At 58.7% G+C, this 2,501-nt stretch carries 4 protein-coding genes; all 4 read left to right on the forward strand.

Features of this window, described 5'->3' with window-relative positions:
• Positions 1-27 precede the first annotated feature (27 nt).
• The 4 genes from EN742_RS31615 (at position 28) to EN742_RS31630 (ending at position 2,126) form a co-directional block, all read left to right on the forward strand.
• Positions 28-117: a hypothetical protein gene (locus EN742_RS31615; protein ID WP_245492441.1), complete on the forward strand. Its 90-nt coding sequence runs from the start codon at positions 28-30 to the stop codon at positions 115-117.
• Positions 114-431, forward strand: a complete 318-nt coding sequence (gene fdxB, locus EN742_RS31620; RefSeq protein ID WP_128333706.1) for a ferredoxin III, nif-specific — start codon at positions 114-116, stop codon at positions 429-431. The genes EN742_RS31615 and fdxB overlap by 4 nt, the downstream gene beginning before the upstream one ends.
• A gap of 81 nt (positions 432-512) precedes the next feature.
• A complete protein-coding gene (locus EN742_RS31625; RefSeq protein ID WP_268931991.1) occupies positions 513-704 on the forward strand; it encodes an exopolysaccharide production repressor protein in 192 nt (63 codons plus the stop codon).
• Positions 705-1,112: 408 nt separating this feature from the next.
• The gene (locus EN742_RS31630; protein ID WP_128333708.1) at positions 1,113-2,126 is read left to right on the forward strand and encodes a 1-aminocyclopropane-1-carboxylate deaminase; all 1,014 of its coding nucleotides are present in this window, start codon (positions 1,113-1,115) and stop codon (positions 2,124-2,126) included.
• The last annotated feature ends 375 nt before the right edge of the window (positions 2,127-2,501 follow it).

Raw genomic sequence — 2,501 nt, forward strand, 5'->3', positions numbered from 1 at the left:
GAGGGTCTGCCGGGCAAGTGGGCCGACATACAGGAAGTCGCCGAGAAAACCCACGCCGTTTATGCCGAGTTGGATGTTGCCAAGAGAGAACTCGCTTCAATGAAGAATTTAGGATGATGCGCACATTCACCACCCGTGACGGCTCCATTTGGATGCCGTCGTACCTGACCTTCATCGATAGCAAGACCTGCATCGGCTGCGGCCGTTGTTTCAAGGTCTGCTCGCGCGATGTCATGCATCTTCACGGTGTCAATGACGCGGGTGAAATCCTCGGCCCCTGCGATGACGAGGACGACGATTTCGATGGCGAGCTCAATCGCATGATCATGGTTGTCGACAATGCTGGCCGCTGCATCGGCTGCGGAGCCTGCGCCCGCGTCTGCCCCAAGAACTGCCAGACCCATGTTGCGGCCGACGAGCTCGCAGCATGATCAGGCCGAAAAACCAGGAGAACGGCGTTGCACTTCACATCCTTTTGTCGGCTCCTGGGGCTGGTCCTGTGCAGCAATGCTTTGATTGTTTACGTCGCTTTGGATTCGCTCCGTCTGGCAGTCGTCACGACGCTGGCCTGTTCGCTGCTGCTTCAGGCCTGCTATTTCGGCAGCGTGCTCTTTCTGATCTGGCAGTCTAGCCGCGCTCGTGGAACTCGCCACAGGGGCCAGCATGCCGATGGTTCCAGGAAAGCTCGGGTATCAGTCGTCTGAACTCTGATCAGCTGCGGAATGAAATTTTCAGCTGTGTCCGAGCTAAGTCAATTACCCAGCATGTGCTGCTGCTTTGATGCGCGGATGACAGGATCAGTGCTCAGACCCACACCAATTTTGGTCCCCCTCTGATGACTGAGCTGATCGTATAGGGAATCTGTGTTCGGCTAACACGCGACCACATTCGGTTTGTCCTTAGGCCGGGAGATGCGGGTGGTTGGTCGATTAGGCACATAAGAGTCATCGCAGCACGCCGGATGCGGTGTGCTTGTCGCAATGACAAACTCGGTGCTGCACTACCGATGAACGACTTCTGCACCCGCTTCGAAAGACGGGTGTCTTTGATCACACATACCCTTGGGCTGACCGGTGCGTAGCCGGTTCAGGTACTTTTTTGCTGGAGATAGCATGCTGGAAAAATTCGAACGTTATCCGCTCACCTTTGGACCCACGCCGATCGAGAGGCTCGACCGCCTCGGCAAGCATCTGGGCGACAAGGTGGAAATCTACGTCAAACGCGAGGACTGCAACTCCGGTCTCGCGTTCGGCGGAAACAAGCTGCGCAAGCTCGAATACATTGTGCCCGACGCGATCGCGTCAGATGCCGATACGCTCGTCACAATCGGTGGCGTGCAGTCCAACCATACGCGCATGGTCGCTGCGGTCGCCGCCAAGATCGGCATGAAATGCCTCCTGGTCCAGGAGAGCTGGGTCCCACATGATGATGCCGTCTACGACCGGGTCGGCAATATCCTCTTGAGCCGCATCATGGGGGCAGAGGTGCGCCTGGTTGACGAGGGCTTTGACATCGGCATCCGCCGCAGCTGGGAAAAGGCACTTTATGAGGTCAAGGCAAGGGGCGGCAGGCCATATGCGATACCTGCCGGCGCCTCTGTCCACAAATACGGCGGCCTGGGCTATGTGGGGTTCGCTGAGGAGGTGTGTGCCCAGGAAGAGCAGCTTGGGTTTGCCTTCGACTATATCGTCGTCTGTACGGTGACTGGTTCAACCCACGGCGGCATGCTCGTCGGGTTCGCCAAGGATGGTCGACAGCGCAACGTGATCGGTATCGATGCCTCCGCCATGCCCGCCAAGACCAAGGCGCAGGTGCTTGGCATCGCCCGAAATACAGCGAAGCTCGTCCACCTCGGAGCGGAAATTGTCGAGGAAGACGTGGTGTTGTTCAAGGACTACGCGTACCCGGGTTATGGCGTTCCATCGGAGGAAACCAAAGAGGCAATCCGTCTGTGCGCGCGGCTCGAGGGCATGATTACCGATCCCGTTTACGAGGGCAAATCGATGCAAGGGATGATCGACCTCGTCCAGAGGGGCTTCTTTCCAGATGGATCGAGGGTCCTCTACGCACATCTAGGCGGCGCGCCGGCGATCAACGGGTACGGCTACACCTTTCGCAACGGCTGACGTTCGGCAGACTGCGATTCCGCGGTCGCGCTCGAACGTGGGCAGGTAGCGTCGTTCGACGCTTGGCTGGAGAAGTGGAGCCAGCGACGGGCATCCGCTAATTGGTGCAGCATTACGTGCTGTCGGGGCTCAACGCCACGCGGATCGAGCGCAATGCCGCCGTTGGCAACCGGGAGGCGAATTATGACTCCGGGGCAAGAATCCACACGCGGCGGTGGCGGCACGAGGACCAAGCCGTGGAGTTCGCGCTTTCGAACTGGCGCCAAACTGCCACTGCTCGAGGACCGAGGCCAGTCTAATCACAGGCGAGCCGTCCAAGCTCTCAAGAGTGATAGGGCGAAACCCGACAGCGGCAGAAGACATGTCGGGTTCACG

The sequence above is a fragment of the Mesorhizobium sp. M4A.F.Ca.ET.020.02.1.1 genome (assembly GCF_004022645.1).
Taxonomy (GTDB): Bacteria; Pseudomonadota; Alphaproteobacteria; order Rhizobiales; family Rhizobiaceae; genus Mesorhizobium.